This is a genomic window from Novosphingobium sediminis (assembly GCF_007991615.1).
GTDB lineage: Bacteria > Pseudomonadota > Alphaproteobacteria > Sphingomonadales > Sphingomonadaceae > Novosphingobium > Novosphingobium sediminis.
The window spans coordinates 13,758-31,455 of record NZ_BJYR01000002.1; the positions used below are offsets into that span (position 1 = coordinate 13,758).

Below are 17,698 nucleotides of genomic sequence, written 5' to 3' on the forward strand. Positions count from 1 at the left end.
ATTGTTGCAACAGCAGTGTTGTAGATCAGCAACGATGGCTCAGAACGGCAAAGTCGGCATGCGGCGCTCACCGAGGTGGTATCGCCGCCTCCTGGTGGCCATGCGCCGTGCCAACGTGTTTCTACTGCTGGAAATGACCGCGACCATGGCGCTGGCGCTGATGGTCACCGTTACATGGATGGCGCTTTCCTCAAGCGGCAATGCCAACCAGCTCCTGCCATCGCGCCTGACCGCCAGCCTGCTGATCGGCACACTTGTACCGGCCATGGCGCTGATTGTGCTCATTGGCAGGCGGCTTGCGCTTCGGCGCGCGGCGCGCAGTGTGCTGGGCAGCAGCGGCCGGCTCCACGTGCGGCTCGTCTGGCTCTTTTCGCTCATCGCTGCGATCCCGACGTTGCTTGTGGTCGTGTTCGCCTCGCTCCTGTTCCAGTCGGGCGTAGAATTCTGGTTCTCGGACAATTCGCGCGGCATGCTGGAAAACGCAAACAGCCTCGCGCGGGGCTACTACGCAGACAAGCTGCGCGATGTCGGCAACGAGAGCGTCGCGATGGCGGGAGACCTTCGCGACTATCTCGGGCAGGCGCCCATCACCAGCCAGGAGTTTGCCGAGGGCTATTCATGGCAGGTGATCAATCGCCGCCTCAACGAGTCGGCCATCGTCGAGCGCGGACCCGATGGGACTCTGCGCACGGCGGCCATTGTCGATCCTGCCCGCAACGAACAGCGCGAACGGGTGACCCCGGCCGAGCTGGCCCGGATCGACGGCGGTGAGCCCGTTGTCGTCACTGCGTCCGCCGCCCGGATCGAGGCGGTCACCCCGGTCGACCGGACGCGCGGCATCTACCTCTACGTCGCCCGCAATTCGGACGCGCTGGCGCTGAACCAGTGGCAGCGCGCGCAGAGCGTGCTCAAGGCCTACGATTTCCTCTCCCGCCGCGCACGCGCGCTGCAACTGCGCTTCAATATTGCGCTCCTCGTCATCAGCCTTGCGCTGGTCGGGTTGGCCGTTTGGGTGGCGCTGCGGTTTGCGGATCGGCAGGTTGCCCCGCTGATCGAGCTTGTCTCTGCGGCGCGCAATGTCGGCAGCGGCAACTTCGCCATGCGTGTGCAGCCCGGCAATGGCACCGACGAGGTCGGCCTGCTCGCCCGCGCGTTCAATCGCATGACTGGCCAGCTCGAAGCGCAGACGCAGGCGCTCGTCAGCGCCAATGCCCAGCTCGAAGTGCGGCGCGCCTTCATCGAAGCGGTGCTGGAATCGATCACCGCCGGCATAGTCTCGATCGACCGCGAAGGCAGTATCCGCCTGATGAACAGCTCAGCGCAGGCGCTGCTCAATCCTGCGCGTGAGGGCGGGGAGGTGACCGATCCTGTGGGCGCGCCGCTCGCCGAAATCGCCCCGCAGCTGGCGCAGTTCGTCGCCGGGGGTGAGCGCAGCGGCGTTGTCCACTATGCCGCCGCCGGTGATCTCCTGACGCTTGCGGTAAAGGTCACGGCCGATCGTAACGGCCACGTCATCACCTTCGAGGACATCACGCGCCAGCTGCTCGACCAGCGCCGGGCCGCGTGGTCTGACGTCGCCCGCCGCATCGCGCATGAGATCAAGAACCCGCTGACCCCGATCCAGCTCGCCACCGAGCGCCTCAAGCGCCGCTATCGCCGCCAGATCGAGACTGACCCCGAACTGTTCGAGGAACTGACCGCCACGATCATCCGGCAGGTGGGCGATCTTCGCCAGATGGTCGACGAGTTTTCCTCCTTCGCGCGGCTGCCCAAGCCCGTGTTCCGCCCGGAAGATGCCAGCGACCTCGTCCGGCAGGCGCTGTTCCTGCAGGAGGTCGCGCACAACGATATCGCCTTCACCTTCGAAGGGGAGGCGCAGGTTCCGGTCGAGGCTGACCGGCACCAGATCGGCCAGGCCATGACCAACGTGCTCAAGAACGCCATCGAGGCGATCGAGCAGCGCGCACGCAGCGAAGACATCGCCTATCGCGGCCGCATCGCGGTAAGCCTTGCGGCGGACCGGCAGGCCGTGACCGTGACCGTGGCGGACAACGGCGTCGGTCTCCCGGCCGATCGCGACCGTATTCTCGAACCCTACATGACCACCCGCGAGAAGGGGACCGGGCTCGGCCTCGCCATCGTCAACAAGATCGTCGAGGAACATGGCGGCGCCATGGCCTTTGCCCCCAACGAAGCGGGCGGCACTTCGGTCATCATGCGTTTCGCCCGCAATCCGCTCGCTGCCGACGTTCCATCCGAAGCGCCCAACGTTCCCGCCAACAGCTAGACAAGACCTTCAGGACCACAAACCAATGGCACTCGATATCCTCATCGTGGACGACGAACGCGATATCCGCGAACTTGTCGCCGGCGTGCTCAGCGACGAAGGCTATGGTTGCCGCACGGCGGCGGATAGCACCGCTGCGCTGGCCGCAGTGGACGAGCGGCGGCCGAGCCTCGTCCTCCTGGACGTGTGGCTCCACGGCAGCCCGATGGACGGCCTCGAAGTGCTCGACGAGATCAAGAAGCGCGAGCCGGAACTGCCGGTCATCATCTTCTCGGGCCACGGCAACATCGACACCGCAGTTTCGGCAATCGGCCGGGGCGCGATGGACTTCCTCGAAAAGCCGTTCGAGGCGGAGCGCCTGCTGCTGCTCGTCGAGCGCGCCACGGCGACCGAGCGCTTGCGCCGCGAGAACGCGCGGCTGCGGCAGGGCCTCTCGATGGCCGATGGCTTCACCGGCAATTCCAGCGCGATCAATGCCGTCCGCGCGACATTGAAGCGCGTGGCCAACACCGGCAGCCGCTTGCTGATCACCGGACCCGCGGGTTCGGGCAAGGAAGTCGCCGCGCGCCTGCTCCATTCGTGGAGTCCGCGTGCGGACCATGCCTTCGTCACCGTCAATTCCGCTCGCATCACACCCGAACGGTTCGAGCAGGAACTGTTCGGCGAAGAGATCGACGGCAAGCTGGTGCGCGCAGGGCTCCTCGAAATGGCAGATGGCGGCACGCTGTTCCTCGACGAGGTTGCCGAAATGCCCGCCTCCAGCCAGGCCCGCATCCTGCGTGTGCTGACGGAACAGTCTTTCGTGCGCGTCGGCGGCCACCGCCAGATCCGCGTCGATGTGCGCGTCGTTTCCTCCACGTCGCGTCCGCTCGAAAAGGAAATTGCCGAGCGGCGCTTCCGCGAGGACTTGTACTACCGGCTCAACGTCGTCCCCGTGTCGATCCCCTCGCTGATCGAGCGGCGCGAGGACATTCCGGCGCTCGCCGACCATTTCTTCTCGCGCTACGCCAACGAACAGGGCGTGCAGCCGCCGGCGATCTCGCCCGAGGCCATCGCCGCGATGCAGAGCTACGACTGGCCCGGCAATGTCCGCCAACTGCGCAACGTGGTCGAGCGCACGATCATCCTTGCCCCGCGCGAGCGGCTTACCCGGATCGACGCAGATATGCTGCCAGCCGAGATCGTCACCACCCGGCTAGGCGGGGATTCGAGCACTTCGGCACTGATGGGCGTTCCATTGCGGGAAGCGCGGGAGAACTTCGAGCGCGAGTACCTCAAGGTCCAGATCCGGCGGTTTTCGGGCAATATCTCGAAAACTGCGAGCTTCATTGGCATGGAGCGCTCGGCGCTGCACCGCAAGCTCAAGCTCCTCGGCATGGCAGACCGGCGCGACGACGAAGAGCTCGACTGAACGTGCACCGAACGGTTCGTCCAAACCGGTCACTCGCCATTCAAACCATTTTGCCCCTGTACGAAGTCGCAATCCCGACATAGGATTACGGCTGCTGACCGGCTGTGGCGCCGCGAGAACTCCTGTAGAGATTCGGTTTTGGCCGAGGTTCGAAGGGGGTGATTGCGGGCCCTGCCAGATTGTGCCTTGTCGCCGCAGAGCGTTCGGGCACCAAAAAAACGAAAGGACTACCATAATGACCGGCAGAACCCTCTCTGCGCGTCCGCGCGCCAAGGTTGAATCCGCCCCCGCTCCTGAAGCCGCTGCAACACCCGTCGCCCTCGTCGCAGGCAAGGGGCAGAACTTGCAGGATGTCTTCCTCAACTTCCTGAGAAAGAACAAGATTCCTGTCACGATGTTCCTCGTGAAGGGCGTCAAGCTGCAGGGCATCGTCACATGGTTTGACAACTTCTCCATTCTGCTGCGCCGCGATGGCCAATCGCAGCTGGTTTACAAGCATGCGATCTCGACGATCATGCCTGGCCAGCAGCTTGCCGCGGCGCACTTCGCGCCTGGCAACGATGACGGTGCTCGCAAGCGCCTGCTGCAGGACGTGTTCCTCTCCAGCGTCCGCGATGCCGGCGTGCAGGTGACGATGTTCCTTGTGAACGGCGTCATGCTTCAGGGCCGCGTCGCTGCCTACGATCTGTTCTGCATGCTGCTGGAGCGCGAGGGCTATGTGCAGCTCGCCTACAAGCATGCCGTCTCGACCATCCAGCCCGCCGGTCATGTCGACCTTTCCGGCGAGTGGGACGGTGAAGCGAACTGATCGAATGACAGGGCCGAACCCCGCATGAGCGGTTTTGAATTCGGCCGTGAGACCGAGCTTGTCGGGGAAGTCACGCGCGGCGCCCGTGCCGTCGTCGTGCTCCCCGACTTGCGCCTGAAGGGCGGTCTTGACGCGGAATCGCGCCTTGAGGAAGGGCAGGGACTCGCCCGTGCAATCGGCCTCGATGTCGTCGATGCCTTTGCGCTGCCGATCCGTACTGTCCGCCCTGCCACCCTGTTCGGCGAAGGTCAGGTCCAGAAAATTGCCGTCGCCATCGCGCAGTCGGATGCGGAGCTTGTCATCGTCGATGGCGCGCTATCGGCGATCCAGCAGCGCAACCTTGAAGACAAGCTCGAGCGCAAGGTCATCGACCGCACCGGGCTTATCCTCGAAATCTTCGGTGAGCGTGCTGCGACGGCGGAAGGCCGCCTGCAGGTCGAACTGGCCCACCTTGATTATCAGGCCGGCCGCCTCGTGCGCAGCTGGACCCATCTAGAGCGCCAGCGCGGCGGCTTCGGCTTCCTCGGTGGCCCCGGCGAAACCCAGATCGAGGCCGACCGCCGCCTGATCCGCGGCCGCATGGCGCGCATCCGCCGCGAACTGGAACAAGTGCGTCGCACTCGCAGCCTCCACCGCGAGCGCCGCCAGCGTGCGCCGTGGCCGGTGATTGCGCTGGTTGGCTATACAAACGCCGGAAAGTCTACGCTTTTCAACCGGATGACCGGCGCAGACGTGATGGCGCAGGATCTTCTCTTCGCCACACTCGATCCAACCATGCGCGCCATCCGCCTGCCGGGGCTCGACAAGGCGATCCTTTCCGACACCGTGGGGTTCATTTCCGAACTGCCGACCCAGCTTGTCGCAGCCTTCCGCGCCACTCTGGAGGAAGTCACCGCGGCTGATATCATCGTCCACGTGCGCGATATCGCCAATCCCGCCACCTCCGCGCAGAAGCTCGAGGTGGAGGAGATCCTCGCCGATCTTGGCGTCATCGGGGAAGGGGGCAGCATCGTCCCCATCATCGAGGCGTGGAACAAGTGGGACCTGCTCCCGGATGAAGACCGCGCGATGCGCCGCGATCTGATTGCCGCCGGGGTGCCGGATCGCAAGGTCGTGCCGATCTCGGCCCAGACCGGCGAAGGCGTCGAGGATCTCGTTACCGTGCTCAGTGAACTGCTCACAGGTGGGGCACAAGTCCTTGAATTCGCACTGCCAATGAACGAGGGACACAAGCTCGCCTGGCTCCATGCGCACGGCGAAGTATTGTCGGAAAGCGCCGGGACCGATGCGGCAGGGGCGCCCGTGCAGCGCCTTAAAGTGCGCCTCACGCCCCGCGAACTGGGGCGCTATTCCCGGATGTGATCAGCGTTCAGCGGCTTTAACTCGCTGCCACAGTGCTTCCTGCTCCTCGAGCGATAGCCCGGGGAATTTGTCGCCCGCCAGCACTTCCATTCCGCGGAACCGCCGCTCGAATTTCGCATTACCGTGGCGCAGGGCATCCTCGGGTGCAACGCCATAGCGCCGCACCAGATTGACCGCGGCGAAGAGCAGGTCGCCCGCCTCATCCAGTCTTTCAGCCTCAGTCCTTGCGGCGGCAAGTTCATCCAGTTCCTCAACAACCTTCGCGCGCGGGCCTGCGGTATCCGGCCAATCGAACCCGACCCGCGCCGCACGCTTCTGCAGCTTTTCCGCGCGCATCAGCGCCGGCAGCGCCAACGCCACGCCATCCAGCGCGCTCTTGGCGCCCTTGGCCGCCCGTTCGGCTGCTTTCTGAGCCTCCCAGCGCACTTCGCGTGATTGGCCCTGATCGGCAGCATCGCCGAAGATGTGGGGATGCCGCTCGGTCATCTTGTCCGAGATCGCGTGGGCCACGGCATCAAAGTTGAACTCGCCAAGCTCCTCGGCCATCCGCGCATGGAACACGACCTGGAGGAGCAGATCGCCGAGTTCCTCGCGCAGGGCCGGCAGGTCTTCGCGCTCTATCGCGTCGGCAACTTCGTAGGCTTCCTCGATCGTGTACGGCGCGATGGTCGCGAATGTCTGCGCGACATCCCATTCGCAGCCGGTCGCCGGATCACGCAACCGCGCCATGATCGCCAGCAGCCGCGCAATGCCCGGGGCACCGGACGCTTCGATCGCGGGGGAGACCTCCGGAGACATGCTCATACTGGCCGATCCTTGAGTTCGATAATATTTATTATGTTAAATACGGTATGGGCCTTCAGCGCCGATACCCGGCAAAGGCGAGCGCTGCAGCGAGGATGATCGCCACCCAGGCCCCGGCCATCATCAAGCCGGAAGAAAGCTTCAAACCCCGCAGCCTGCCGTTCGCGAGCACAAGAACGAGCGCCATCACGATACCAATAACAGCGACAACCTTGTCCGGCGTCACAGCGCGATCTCCAGCCCGTCATAGCCCGGCTCGACATGCGCCGGCGTCTCGTCGCACAGTGTCCGGTAGTCCATGCTCTTGTCGAGATGCGTGAGAACTGCTCGGCCCGCACGGCAAGCCTCGATCAGTTCAAGCGACATCGCAAGATGCGCATGGGTTGGATGCGGCTGCCGCCGCAAGGCATCGACGACGAGCACATCGACCCGGGCGAACAGCGCAACCATTTCGCCAGTTATTGCACTGAAGTCCGTCGCGTAACCGATTGACTTACCGCCCTGATCGAAACGGAAAGCCGTCGTCTGAGCAGGCCCATGCGGCATCTGGCAATGCGACACACCAATGCCGGCCACCATGCGCACGCGGTCCAGATTGTCGAGATTACAGATCGTCGGATAACCGTGCTGCCCGGCGAAAACATACCCGAACCGTTGCCGCAACCGCCGCACCGTCTCGTCGGCCGCATAGCCCGGAATCGGTGCGCCGCGGCCCATGCGCAGCGGTCTCAGGTCATCAATGCCGTGGGTGTGATCGGCATGGTCGTGGGTCCACACCACTCCATCGATGCGACCGATGCCAGTCGCGAGCAACTGGTGCCTGAGGTCCGTCGGCGTATCCACAAGAATGCGTCCGCCGTCACCGCCTTCAACCATGATCGCCACCCGCGTACGCCGGTTGCGCGGCTCGTCCGGATCGCATTCGCCCCAGTCATTGCCGATGCGCGGCACGCCGGTCGACGTGCCCGACCCGAGGACGATCAGTTTCATGCCCGTGCCTTGGCGAACAGGCGGAAGAAGTTGGCGCCGGTCTGTTCGGCTACTGCCTCCGCCGTTGTGCCGCGCAGGTTCGCGACAAAGGCGCAGGTATCCGAAACGAACGCAGGCTCGCAAACCTTGCCGCGATGCGGAACCGGCGCGAGGAACGGCGCATCGGTTTCGACCAGCAGGCGGTCGTCAGGCACTTCGGCAGCAAAGGCCTGCAAGTCCTTGGCATTCTTGAAGGTCACGATACCAGAGATCGAGATCGTCAGCCCCAGATCGAGCACGGCCCGGCCAAACTCTGCACTGGCAGTGAAGCAGTGGATCAGCGCGGGGAATGCGCCCTTGGCCATTTCCTTGGTCAGGATCCGCAGCGTGTCATCCTCGGCATCACGCGTGTGGATCACGATCGGCAGCCCTGTCTCGCGCGCCACGCCGATGTGGACGCGGAACAGGTCCTGCTGAACCTGCCGGTCCGAATGGTCGTAGTAGTAGTCGAGCCCCGTCTCGCCGATTGCGATCACCTTGGGATCAGCCGAAGCTGCCCGCAGCGCCTCGGCACCGAGATCGGCATGGGCATCTGCCTCATGTGGATGAATTCCGATGCTCGCCCAGACATCGATCTCGCGGTGCGCTGTCGCGACCACGGCGTCCCATTCGCTGCGCCGGGTCGAGATGTTGAGAAAGCCCTGCACCCCGCGCTCGCGTGCGCGCGCGAGCACCTCGGCCTGCGTCTCGATCAGGCCTTTGTAATTGAGGTGACAGTGCGAATCGATCAGCATCAGCCGGCCTCGTCCTCGGTCAATTCGAGCCGTGGGAACGCCGGGGTCGGCGCTGAAAGCCGTTCGCCGGTGGCGACGCGGGCCAGGAACCAATCAGCCTTGGCCAGCGCTGTGATGCCTCGTTCGTCACCCGGAATTCCGAGCTGATCCAGTACTTTGTCCGCCGCAGTTGGCACGACCGGGCGGATTGCGATGGTGAGATCGCGGATCGCCATGAACAGCGTCATCAGGACCGCGCGCATCCGTTCGGGATCGCTCTTTCGCAGCGCCCAAGGGGCTTGCTCGTCGACATACTGGTTGCAGGCAAAGACGGCGCGCATCCACCCGTCGATCCCCGCGGAGAAATTCAGCGCGGCAAACTCGCGTGGCAACTCGTCGTGGCAGGCCTCGAACACCGTGGCGAGAAGCTTGTCGTCCGCTTCGGCGCTAGCAAACTTTACCAGTTCGCCGTCCATGTTCTTGAAAATCATGGAAAGTGTACGTTGCACAAGATTGCCGTAGCTGTTGGCGAGCTCGGCATTGCATCGCGTCACGATGGCTTCGGGCGAATAGGAACCATCCTGCCCGAACACCACGTCGCGCATCAGGAAGTAGCGCAGAGTGTCGACGCCAAAGCGTTCGGCGAGCGCCAGCGGATCCGTCACATTGCCGAGCGACTTCGATTCCTTCTGCCCACGATTGAGCAGGAAGCCGTGGCCGAAAACCTGCTTGGGAACGGCAAGGCCCGCGCTCATCAGGAAAGCGGGCCAGTAGATCGTGTGGAAGCGCACGATATCCTTGCCGATCAGGTGCAGATCAGCTGGCCAATACCTTGCATAATCACCTGATTCATGAGGAAAACCAAGGCCGGTGATATAGTTCGTCAGCGCATCGACCCACACGTACATGACGTGGTTGTCGCTGCCCGGAACCTTGACGCCCCAATCGAAACTGGTGCGCGAAACCGATAGATCGCGCAGGCCTTGGCTGACGAAGGCGATCATTTCATTGCGCCGGCTTTCCGGGCGGATGAACTCGGCGTTCTCGCGGAACAGCGCCAGCAGCGGCTCCTGGTACTTCGACAGGCGGAAGAACCAGCTCTCCTCGACGGTCCACTCGACAGGCGTTCCCTGCGGCGAGAGCTTCTCGCCCCCTTCCCCGTCGATCAGTTCGCTCGCATCGTAGTACGCCTCGTCGCGAACCGAGTACCAGCCCTCGTAGCGGTCGAGATAGAGGTCGCCATTCGCCTCCATCCGGCGCCACAATTCCTGCGTCGAAGCATGATGGCGCGGTTCGGTGGTGCGGATAAAGACATCATAATCGACATTCAGGGCATCAGCCATCGCAATGAAATGACTTGTCATTTCATCCGCGAGTTCAGCCGGGGTAATGCCAAGGTCGCGCGCCTTTTGCGCCATCTTCAGGCCATGCTCGTCGGTGCCGGTCTGGAAGCGCACGTCGCGCCCCATCGCTTTCTGGAAGCGCGCAATGACGTCTGCCGCAATCGCCTCGTAGGCATGGCCGATATGCGGCTTGCCATTGGGATAGCTGATCGCGGTCGTGATATAATAGGGCTCGCCCATGGGCTGCGACTGTCCTTGGCTTGAAATATGGTCTTCGGGAAGGCCTGCTTCAGGCCGCGTTCTCCCTAGTGCGCGCCACCGATGCCAGCAAGCCGCCGATTTCCAGAAGCAGCAGGGCCGGCTCGAAGTTGTAGATCGGAGCCTGCGCGGCGAGCGTAGCCAATGCGGCATGCGCTTCGACGATCCGCAGCCGCGTCATATCATCGCTGCGCGCCATGGCAGTCACCAGCACGCGGCGGGCCGCCTCGATCACCGCAAGCAGCCGTTCCCGGCTTGGTCGCTGGCCGAGTGCCGTCGAAAGCTCGCCCCGCAGCGCAAGATCAGGATCACCCTCGGCTACCAGGCGCGACATGATCTGCCAGACGCTGCCCAGTTCCATCTCGGCAAAGGCGAGTGCAGCACCGGGAGCGCCGCTACCCGCTGCGATCGCGGCTTCGAGCGCCGCACCGCCAAGTTCAGGCGCAGCTTCCCTGAGCGCCCGTGCCAAATCGTCGGGCTCCAGCGGGTGGAACCGCAGCACCGTACAGCGCGAGCGGACTGTGGGCAGCAACCGGCCGATCTGATGCGTCACCAGCAGAAAGAATGTGCCTGCGGGTGGTTCCTCAAGGCTCTTGAGCAGCGCGTTGACCGCACCTTTCTCCAGATCGTCTGCTGCATCGATAATCACTGCGCGCCGCGATCCCAGCGTTGGCCGGGTCACGAGCCGCCGCTGCACGCCGCGGATCTGGTCGACGCTGATGTTGCGCTTGCGGGTGTATGCCTTGCCCTCATCGCGCTTCTTGGTTTCGTCATCGTTGCTCGGCAGCGGCTCAAGCAGGTGGATATCGGGATGCACTTCGGGCGCCGGCTGCGGCACGCCCGGTTCGGCGACCAGTTCTGCCGCCGCCGCGCGCGCAAAACTTGCCTTGCCGAGGCCTTCACGGCCCGCAAGAATCCAGCCGTGGTGCATGCGCTGGCCTGCTCGCGCCGCGCGCCACACGTTCCACGCCTCATCGTGGCCGATCAGGCGCACAAGCTGTCCACCGCTGCCATCACGCGCGCATGAACCTCCTCGGGCGCGCCTTGTGCCGCGATCATGGCAAAGCGCTCTGGCTCCGCCTCGGCAAAGCGCTGGAACGCGGCGGCCACCCGTGCATGATAGTCCGCCGCGCGCCCGCCAATGCGGTCGAGTACGCCGGCATCACGCCTGGCCACGCGTGCGGCCGCTTCTTCGGGATCAAGCGTGAGCAGCACGGTGCAATCGGGCAGGAGCCCCTCGCTGCCGATCCCGTGCAGCGTCAGGATATCCGCGTCGCGTAGCCCGCTTCCGCCGCCCTGATAGGCGCGGCTGCTATCGAGATAACGGTCGCACACGACCCATGCACCGCGCGCGAGGGCCGGGCGGATCAGGGTCTCGACATGGTCCGCGCGTGCCGCAGCAAACAGCAGCGCTTCGGCGCGCGAGCCCCAGCCCGGTCCATCCGTTTGGAGCAACAGCGCCCGGATCGCCTCTGCGCCGGGTGTGCCGCCCGGCTCGCGCGTGGTGACTACTTCGAGGCCCCTTCCCCGCAGCGCTTCGGCAAGGAGGCGGCTCTGGGTCGATTTGCCGACCCCTTCCCCGCCCTCGAACACGATGAACCGGCCTGTCATTGGCCGCTCATTGCCCCAGCATGGCCAGCAGGCCATTGCGCAGCCGCGCCAGTGAGCCTGCTTCCGGCACCGCCTCGGCAGCCACCAGCGGAAGCCGGGTTTCCCCCTCACCCGGCACGCGCACGACAAGGCTGGCGACTTCATCGCCCTTGGCGATCGGCGCACGCAGCGGACCCTTGTAGCGCAGGCTCAGCGAATACTGCGCATGGGCGCCGCGCGGCAGCGTCAGCGCCAGCGGATGCGGCGCAACGAGGGCCACGCTCCGCGCTTCGCCGCCCTGAACTCTGGCCGTTCCGATCTTCGACCCAGCGGCGAACAGCGGATGTTCCTCGAACGCGGCAAAGCCCCATTCCATGAAATCGCGCGATTCCTTCGCGCGCACCTTACCGTTGTCATAGCCGCCAACCACCATCATCAGCCGCCGCCCATTGCGGATCGCCGAACCGACCAGGCCGTAACCCGCCTCGTTGGTGAACCCCGTCTTCACACCGTCCGCGCCTACGACATGGCCGTAAAGCGGGTTATGGTTGGGCTGCTCGATGCCGCGGAACGCGAGTCGGTCGTGCCCATAGAACCGCGCGTAGAGAGCCGGATGCCGCGTTATAAGCGCGGTGCTGAGCGTCGCCAGATCAGCGGCGGAAACGTAGGTATTGCCCTCGTCCATCCAGCCATTGGCGGTGTTGTAGTGCGTGTCTTTCATGCCGAGCTTCTTGGCCTCGGCATTCATCATTTCGGTCCACGCGCCGACACTGCCCGCAGCGCCTTCCGCGAGGACGACGCAGCCATCGTTGGCGGAGACGGTGACGATGCCTTCGAGGAGCTCCGCCACCGAAGTGTCGCTGCCATCGGCAAGGAACATCGTGCTGCCCACGCGGTGCCACTTGCGGAAGGCTTCGTGGCTCATCGTGAAACGCTGGTCGAGCTTCAGCTTGCCTGCCTTGATGAGCTCGAAAGCGACATAGCTCGTCATGATCTTGGTGAGCGAAGCCGGCACGAATCGCCTATGCGACTGCCGTTCAAACAACACGCGGCCGCCATTGACATCGATCAGCAGCGCAATGGGCGCCGAGATCTGCGGTATCGCAGGTGCAGCGGTCTGGGCAGTCTCGGGCACAGGCGCCGCGGCGCGTACTGGCAGGGCTGCCAGCGCGGCGATCAGCAAAGCGGTCAGGGTCCTCGATGGCAAGCGCGGGTCCTCAGCTTATCGGGGGACCGCGCCGGGGCCGACGTTCAGTCGCGCACGATCCGGGCACCCGCATAGCCCGCAGCGCGGGCCTTCGCCAGTCCGCGGTCGGCCTCATCCCCCGCCGAAAACGGCCCGCTTCGTACGCGCCAAAGCGATCCGATTTGCACAAGCGATCCGCCAGCCTTGCGCGCGGCCGCTTCGGCATTGGAGCGCTGCGCAAAGGCGCCGATCTGGACGTAGTACCGGCCAGCAGCGGCGGTCGGCTTCGGGCGCTCTGCCGCAGGCGTAGCCGGTTTGGGTGGAGCCACGGCTTCCTGCTTTGGGGCGGGCTTCGAAATAGGCTTCGGCGCAGGCTTCTCTGCAGCGGGTGCAGGCTTCGCGGCGGGTTTGGCAGGAACTGTAGTCGGATTTGGAGTTGGGCTTGCCGCCACTTCTGCCGGGTGGATCGATACCGGTAGTTCACCAACCGGCGGCTCCAGCCCGAGTTTGCGCCGCAACGCTGCGAGCAGGCCCTGCGGCGTATCCATACGCTGCGGCGCGGCTTGGCCCGTGCGCAGCAGCGCCCGCTCGGGTTCGGGCGGATTCACCCGGCGTACGCGCACCGGCGCAGAGGCATCGCCCGGCAGACCAAGCTGCGTCCACGCCATCGGCGAAAGCGCCACCAGCCCGTCTCCGCTCATCGGTCCGCGCCGGTCGATCCGCACGAGAATTGTGCGGCCGGTCGAAAGCGAGGTCACCTCGACATAGCTTGGCACCGGCAGAGTTCGGTGCGCACCGTTGATCCGCGCGGGGGCACCTTCCTCTACGCCCATTGCCACGGCCTTGCCGACGGCATCGTAATTCAGCGTGTCGGCGGGGGTATAGGTGACGCCGTCGACAACGAAGGGATCGCCCAGCGTCACCGGATAGTCGCCCGCCGGTCCTGACACCTCCGGCACGGCTAGCTTCCGCTCGCGCGCGGTTGCCGGGCTTGCCAAACCGGTACCAAGCGCAAGCACCATGGCCAGCGCCAGCACGCCATTGTTCCTGTTAACGGGCAATTTCATCAGCCAGAAGTCCCACCGAGAGGGCGTAGAGATTCGAGCAGTTGTAATCGAGGATAACTCGATAATTTCCGGTTAGCAGATAGGCGGTCTGCCCCGGGCCATCGGGTTCGAGCAGGCTGGCGAGCGTGTCGTCCGCCAAAGTCGGCGCGCGCGGTACCACGCCGAGCGCCTTCCATTCGCCCACCGTCTTCCACTGCGAATGCCGTGCAAAGACCTGAGGACAACGCGGGCTGGCGAGTGCGGTTCCCAGCGCGGGACGGTCCAGCGGCAGCGTCACATCCGCCGCCACACCCCACGGCTCCCCTGCCCGCCACCCCGCATCGCGGAAGTAGTTCGCAATCGAGGCGAGCGTGTCCTGCTTGCTTGACCAGATATCGGCAAACCCGTCGCCGTCACCGTCCTGCGCCACGCGCAGATAGACGCTTGGCAGGAACTGCGGGTTGCCGAAGGCCCCGGCCCAGCTGCCAACGAGCTTGCTGCGCGGCACTCCGCGATCGACCATCTTTAGGAGCGCGATGAACTCCTCAGCAAACAGCGCCCGCCGCCGCCCCTCATAAGCAAGCGTGGCGAGCGAGCGCGCCAGATCGAAATCGCCCGTATAGGATCCGTAATTCGTCTCATGCCCCCAGATCGCCAGCAGGATCTTGGACGGGACGCCGTAACGCTGCTCGATCCCGCCGAGGTAATCGGCCGAAGCAGCATACTGCCGCCGCCCCCCGGCGATCCGCGCCGCATCGACATGGGCACGGCGATAGCCCGCGAAGGCAGGGATCGAGGACGAAGTACCCGGCTGCGCGCGGTCGAGCGCGATGACACGCGGATTCTCCGTCAGCCCGGCCATGACCGAGGAAATCGTCGTCTCGCGCACGCCTTCAGCGCGGGCCTTGGCTGCAAGATACTGGAGATAGCCCTGAAAGCCGGCTGCCGCCTCGTCTCCCTGCGCGCCCGCCGGCCCCGCCAGCAGCGATAGCACCAGCGCGGCGAGCCCCGCCCGCAAGAGGCCGAGGGTTTGGGGCACACGAAAACGGATCGGCAGCAGCATCACGCATGACAGTCGCACAGCACGGCCAAGCTGGGAATCCCTCAATCGATGAATTGCGTGGGAAGTGCCGTTCGTTCCCCGGCGCAAAACTTCTTTGCGAGACATCGCTTGCCCGCTATCGGGCTTCTGCGCGCGCTTCAGCGCTGCGGACAGGTGGCCGAGTGGTTTAAGGCAGCGGTCTTGAAAACCGCCGTGGGTGGAAGCTCACCGTGGGTTCGAATCCCACCCTGTCCGCCACCCTTCCCGGCAGCCTTGGCAAATGTGGCCAACCACGCACCATGGGCGGGCGAATATGCCGCATCGTGCAGCGGTCTTGCGCATTGCCAGTTCAGGTCAATGGCAATCCCTCCCCAGCCCATAGCCTATGTCCGGATCGGACTTGGCGTCGCCCATGCAGACGCAGGCCGCAACAGGGGAGTTTCCAGACGATGACCAGGCGCAGCGCCAACCATTTCGCAGCGGGCACGGCCCTTGCCGCCCTTATGATGGCTGATGTGGCCATGGCGCAGGCCGCCGGAGCCGATGCCGCCGCAGGCGCGGCCGATGCGGCCGACAGCGGTGAGATCATTGTCACCGCGACCCGCAAGAGCGAGAGCATCAACAAGGTGCCGCTCAGCGTCAGCGCGCTTTCTCGCGAGGCGCTCGACAGCCGCGGTATCCGCAACTTCAGCGACGTGATCCGCCAGACGCCTGGCGTCAGCTTCGAGAAATCGAACACCACGACCAACATCGCGATCCGCGGCGTGAACTCGTCGGTGGGCGCGGCCACCACCGGTATCTACATCGACGATGTGCCGATCCAGATCCGCCAGCTCGGCTATGGCGGCGGCAATGCCTATCCGGTCGTGTTCGATCTCGACCGCGTCGAAGTGCTGCGCGGCCCGCAGGGCACGCTGTTTGGCGCAGGCTCGGAAGGCGGCACGGTGCGCTTCATCACGCAGCAGCCCAGCCTTGATGTGGTCAAGGTCTATGGCCGCGCGGAAGGCAGCGCGACCCAGCATGGCGCAGCCAATGGCGAAGGCGGCATCTCGTTCACCGCTCCGATCATCGAGGGCAAGCTCGGCATCGCTGCCAGCGGCTACTACCGCCGCGATGGCGGCTACGTCGATCGGATCAGCTCGTTCACGAACAAGGTCGTCCAGAAGAACGCGAACTCCACCGACAGCTACGTCGGGCGCATTGCCCTCACCTGGCAGCCGGTCGACAACGTCAAGATCACGCCCGCCGTCTACTACCAGAACATCAAGGCCGCCGACAGCGGCGAGAGCTGGGAAGCCTTTTCGAACTACGACAAGCACGTCTTCGTCAACGCCAACCAGTTGGCCGAAACGAGCAAGGACCGCTTCACTCTGGCCTCGCTCAACGTCAGCGTCGGCCTCGGCGCCGTGGATGTGATCGCGGTCGGTTCGTACTTCGATCGCAAGCAGGCCTTCGTTCAGGACTACACCAACTTCGACCAGACGCTGTTCACCGGCGTGAACGCGCTGCCGTTCTTCCCCGACCAGCAGGGCCCGTCGGACTTCCTCGTCGCGCAGAAGAACTGGACCGGCGAGCTGCGCCTGCAGTCGAACAACGCCTCCAGCCCGCTCACCTGGGTCCTCGGCGGGTTCTACTCCCATGCCCAGCAGACGTCGCTGCAGGTCGTCACCGACCCCTACTTGCCGGTCTATCTGTTTGGTGCTCCGTCCCCGGTGGCGGGCTTCTCGGTGTATGACCAGAACGCGGTCTCGACCGACGAGCAGGCGGCCCTGTTCGGGCAGGTCACCTACAAATTCACCGACAAGCTCTCCGTCCTTGCGGGCCTGCGCTACAGCCACACCGTCTTCACGATCCGCTCGATTGCGCAAGGCTTCGTCGTCGGCCCGCTGGTCGATGACCGCGGCCGCCAGAGCGAAAACCCGATCACGCCCAAGTTCGGTATCAACTATCAGGCAACGCCCGATACGCTGGTTTACGCATCGGCCTCGCGCGGCTTCCGCGTCGGCGGCTACAACCCGCAGGTCGGCGTGTTCTGCGGGCCGGAGCTTGCCAGCATCGGCTATCCGAACGGCCGCCCGACCAACTTCAAGTCGGACTCGGTGTGGAGCTACGAACTCGGCGTGAAGAGCAAGTTTGGCGGGCTCGGCAGCGTGCAGGCGAGCGTCTACCAGATCGACTGGAACAACATCCAGCAGGCGGTCGCGCTCAATTCCTGCGGCTTCCAGTTCACCAACAACCTTGGCAAGGCGCGCAGCCGCGGCTTCGATTTGCAGGTCGAAGTCCGTCCGACCAACCGCCTCACCCTGCAGGCCGAGATCGGTTACGTCGATGCCAAGTTCCTCGACACAGTGAAGGGCGGCCCGACCGCAGCCGCGCCCTTCGTGAGCAAGGGCGATGCGGTGCTCGGCGCGCCTTGGACGGCTTCCTTCCACGCGCAGTACGATTTCGACGTGTTCCGGGAAAAGGGCGGCTATGTCCGGTCGGACTTCGATTACCGTTCGAAGCAGAGCAAGCTGCCGCCCTATCTGAACCCCGCTAACGGCGCGATCGATACGGCTCTTACCCTGCCGCCTGCCGTTGCCTTCTGGTCGGCGCGCATCGGCGTGAAGCCGGGCAACTTCGATATCTCGCTGTTCGTGAACAACATCCTCGACAAGTCAACCTGGACCCGGCGCGAGCGGGCCTCGAACCCGTTCGAATTCTTCCGCCGGGAAACGCTGCGCCCGCGCACGTTCGGCGTGACCGCAAGCTACCGCATGTGACGTAACCTGTGCGCGCCGCACTGCCCATCAGGGGCGGGCGGCGCTTACGGACCTGGG

At 64.7% G+C, this 17,698-nt stretch carries 15 protein-coding genes and 1 tRNA gene; 6 read left to right on the plus strand and 10 right to left on the minus strand.

Going from position 1 to position 17,698, the window contains the following annotated elements; all coding sequences use genetic code 11:
* Window positions 1-34 precede the first annotated feature (34 nt).
* The 4 genes from NSE01_RS01260 to hflX all read left to right on the plus strand — a co-directional run bounded on the left by NSE01_RS01260 (window position 35) and on the right by hflX (window position 5,868).
* The gene (locus NSE01_RS01260) at window positions 35-2,287 is read left to right on the plus strand and encodes a sensor histidine kinase (RefSeq protein WP_147157818.1); all 2,253 of its coding nucleotides are present in this window, start codon (window positions 35-37) and stop codon (window positions 2,285-2,287) included.
* Between the two features lie 25 nt (window positions 2,288-2,312).
* Window positions 2,313-3,698: a nitrogen assimilation response regulator NtrX gene (ntrX, locus tag NSE01_RS01265; protein WP_147157819.1), complete on the plus strand. Its 1,386-nt coding sequence runs from the start codon at window positions 2,313-2,315 to the stop codon at window positions 3,696-3,698.
* A gap of 235 nt (window positions 3,699-3,933) precedes the next feature.
* Complete coding sequence (hfq, locus tag NSE01_RS01270) at window positions 3,934-4,506, plus strand: RNA chaperone Hfq (protein ID WP_147157820.1); 573 nt, start codon at window positions 3,934-3,936, stop codon at window positions 4,504-4,506.
* Window positions 4,507-4,530: 24 nt separating this feature from the next.
* Window positions 4,531-5,868 carry a GTPase HflX gene (hflX, locus tag NSE01_RS01275; protein WP_147157821.1) on the plus strand — a complete coding sequence of 446 codons (1,338 nt, stop codon included), beginning with the start codon at window positions 4,531-4,533 and terminating at the stop codon, window positions 5,866-5,868.
* On the opposite strand, the gene mazG is transcribed toward hflX, so the two are convergent.
* From mazG to NSE01_RS01320, 10 genes are read right to left on the minus strand one after another with little or no spacing between them, the layout of a single operon-like run.
* Entirely contained in the window at window positions 5,869-6,672 is an 804-nt protein-coding gene (mazG, locus tag NSE01_RS01280; protein ID WP_371863194.1) for a nucleoside triphosphate pyrophosphohydrolase, read from the minus strand. It lies immediately after the preceding gene.
* Window positions 6,673-6,727: 55 nt separating this feature from the next.
* Window positions 6,728-6,898 (minus strand): hypothetical protein, encoded by a 171-nt coding sequence (locus NSE01_RS21115; protein ID WP_170233710.1) that lies wholly within the window; start codon window positions 6,896-6,898, stop codon window positions 6,728-6,730.
* Window positions 6,895-7,662, minus strand: a complete 768-nt coding sequence (locus NSE01_RS01285) for an MBL fold metallo-hydrolase (RefSeq protein ID WP_147157822.1) — start codon at window positions 7,660-7,662, stop codon at window positions 6,895-6,897. The genes NSE01_RS21115 and NSE01_RS01285 overlap by 4 nt, the downstream gene beginning before the upstream one ends.
* The gene (locus tag NSE01_RS01290) at window positions 7,659-8,435 is read right to left on the minus strand and encodes a TatD family hydrolase (RefSeq protein ID WP_147157823.1); all 777 of its coding nucleotides are present in this window, start codon (window positions 8,433-8,435) and stop codon (window positions 7,659-7,661) included. Before NSE01_RS01290 ends, NSE01_RS01285 begins: the two co-directional genes overlap by 4 nt.
* Window positions 8,435-9,997, minus strand: a complete 1,563-nt coding sequence (gene metG, locus NSE01_RS01295; protein WP_147157824.1) for a methionine--tRNA ligase — start codon at window positions 9,995-9,997, stop codon at window positions 8,435-8,437. The genes NSE01_RS01290 and metG overlap by 1 nt, the downstream gene beginning before the upstream one ends.
* 49 nt (window positions 9,998-10,046) lie before the next feature.
* Complete coding sequence (locus NSE01_RS01300) at window positions 10,047-11,003, minus strand: DNA polymerase III delta subunit-related protein (RefSeq protein WP_147158013.1); 957 nt, start codon at window positions 11,001-11,003, stop codon at window positions 10,047-10,049.
* Entirely contained in the window at window positions 11,000-11,626 is a 627-nt protein-coding gene (gene tmk, locus NSE01_RS01305; protein WP_147157825.1) for a dTMP kinase, read from the minus strand. Before tmk ends, NSE01_RS01300 begins: the two co-directional genes overlap by 4 nt.
* Before the next feature lie 7 nt (window positions 11,627-11,633).
* The gene (locus NSE01_RS01310) at window positions 11,634-12,812 is read right to left on the minus strand and encodes a D-alanyl-D-alanine carboxypeptidase family protein (protein WP_246134974.1); all 1,179 of its coding nucleotides are present in this window, start codon (window positions 12,810-12,812) and stop codon (window positions 11,634-11,636) included.
* Between the two features lie 44 nt (window positions 12,813-12,856).
* Window positions 12,857-13,858, minus strand: a complete 1,002-nt coding sequence (locus tag NSE01_RS01315) for a septal ring lytic transglycosylase RlpA family protein (RefSeq protein WP_147157826.1) — start codon at window positions 13,856-13,858, stop codon at window positions 12,857-12,859.
* Window positions 13,842-14,900 carry a lytic murein transglycosylase gene (locus tag NSE01_RS01320; protein WP_147158015.1) on the minus strand — a complete coding sequence of 353 codons (1,059 nt, stop codon included), beginning with the start codon at window positions 14,898-14,900 and terminating at the stop codon, window positions 13,842-13,844. Before NSE01_RS01320 ends, NSE01_RS01315 begins: the two co-directional genes overlap by 17 nt.
* 147 nt (window positions 14,901-15,047) lie before the next feature.
* On the opposite strand from NSE01_RS01320, the gene NSE01_RS01325 reads away from it, so the two are divergent.
* Window positions 15,048-15,137, plus strand: a tRNA-Ser gene (locus NSE01_RS01325).
* A 191-nt stretch (window positions 15,138-15,328) separates the two neighbouring features.
* Entirely contained in the window at window positions 15,329-17,641 is a 2,313-nt protein-coding gene (locus NSE01_RS01330) for a TonB-dependent receptor (RefSeq protein ID WP_147157827.1), read from the plus strand.
* The last annotated feature ends 57 nt before the right edge of the window (window positions 17,642-17,698 follow it).

Excerpts from the sequence above, each read along its gene's own strand:
- NSE01_RS01285 (WP_147157822.1), bottom strand. The coding sequence starts at position 7,662 with ATGAAACTGATCGTCCTCGGGTCGGGCACGTCGACCGGCGTGCCGCGC.
- metG (WP_147157824.1), bottom strand. The coding sequence starts at position 9,997 with ATGGGCGAGCCCTATTATATCACGACCGCGATCAGCTATCCCAATGGC.
- hfq (WP_147157820.1), top strand. The coding sequence starts at position 3,934 with ATGACCGGCAGAACCCTCTCTGCGCGTCCGCGCGCCAAGGTTGAATCC.
- NSE01_RS01315 (WP_147157826.1), bottom strand. The coding sequence starts at position 13,858 with ATGAAATTGCCCGTTAACAGGAACAATGGCGTGCTGGCGCTGGCCATG.
- NSE01_RS01290 (WP_147157823.1), bottom strand. The coding sequence starts at position 8,435 with ATGCTGATCGATTCGCACTGTCACCTCAATTACAAAGGCCTGATCGAG.
- NSE01_RS01320 (WP_147158015.1), bottom strand. The coding sequence starts at position 14,900 with ATGCTGCTGCCGATCCGTTTTCGTGTGCCCCAAACCCTCGGCCTCTTG.
- NSE01_RS01330 (WP_147157827.1), top strand. The coding sequence starts at position 15,329 with ATGACCAGGCGCAGCGCCAACCATTTCGCAGCGGGCACGGCCCTTGCC.
- hflX (WP_147157821.1), top strand. The coding sequence starts at position 4,531 with ATGAGCGGTTTTGAATTCGGCCGTGAGACCGAGCTTGTCGGGGAAGTC.
- tmk (WP_147157825.1), bottom strand. The coding sequence starts at position 11,626 with ATGACAGGCCGGTTCATCGTGTTCGAGGGCGGGGAAGGGGTCGGCAAA.
- mazG (WP_371863194.1), bottom strand. The coding sequence starts at position 6,672 with ATGAGCATGTCTCCGGAGGTCTCCCCCGCGATCGAAGCGTCCGGTGCC.
- ntrX (WP_147157819.1), top strand. The coding sequence starts at position 2,313 with ATGGCACTCGATATCCTCATCGTGGACGACGAACGCGATATCCGCGAA.
- NSE01_RS01260 (WP_147157818.1), top strand. The coding sequence starts at position 35 with ATGGCTCAGAACGGCAAAGTCGGCATGCGGCGCTCACCGAGGTGGTAT.